The sequence below is a fragment of the Streptomyces pathocidini genome (genome assembly GCF_001418495.1).
GTDB classification, from domain to species: Bacteria; Actinomycetota; Actinomycetes; order Streptomycetales; family Streptomycetaceae; genus Streptomyces; species Streptomyces pathocidini.
Map to the genome: position 1 here is coordinate 2,431 of NZ_LIQY01000486.1, position 396 is coordinate 2,826.

1 protein-coding gene is annotated in these 396 nt (G+C 75.3%); it reads right to left on the reverse strand.

Translation table 11 applies throughout. The features are described 5' to 3' along the window. Positions 1–396, reverse strand: a 396-nt coding sequence (locus tag AOK16_RS28620) for an MFS transporter (protein ID WP_157859286.1), incomplete at both ends; no start/stop codon positions are given.

Sequence of the window (396 nt, forward strand, 5' to 3'; positions counted from 1 at the left end):
CAGGGTGAGGACGGCCGCGGCCGCCGACAGGTGGGCGCGCGCGTCGAGTTCGGCGTGCGCCGCCACCGTGCCCGCCGCCGAGCCGGCCAGCGCGCCGACGCTCCACATACCGTGCAGCCCCGACAGGATCGACCGGTCGAGCCGCTTCTCGAGCTCGACGCCCACCGCGTTCATGGCCACATCGGCCATTCCGGCCGTCGCGCCGTAGACGAACAGCGCCCCGCACAGGGCGACCAGGTGGGGGGAGAAGGCCGGGAGTACGAGCGAGAGGGTCCACAGCGCGAGCAGGCCGCGCAGCGCGGTGCGCACGCCGAAGCGGTGACTGATCCGGCCCGCCAGCGGCATCGCCACGGAGGCGCCGATCGCGGGGAAGGCCAGGGCGAGGCCGAGTTGGCC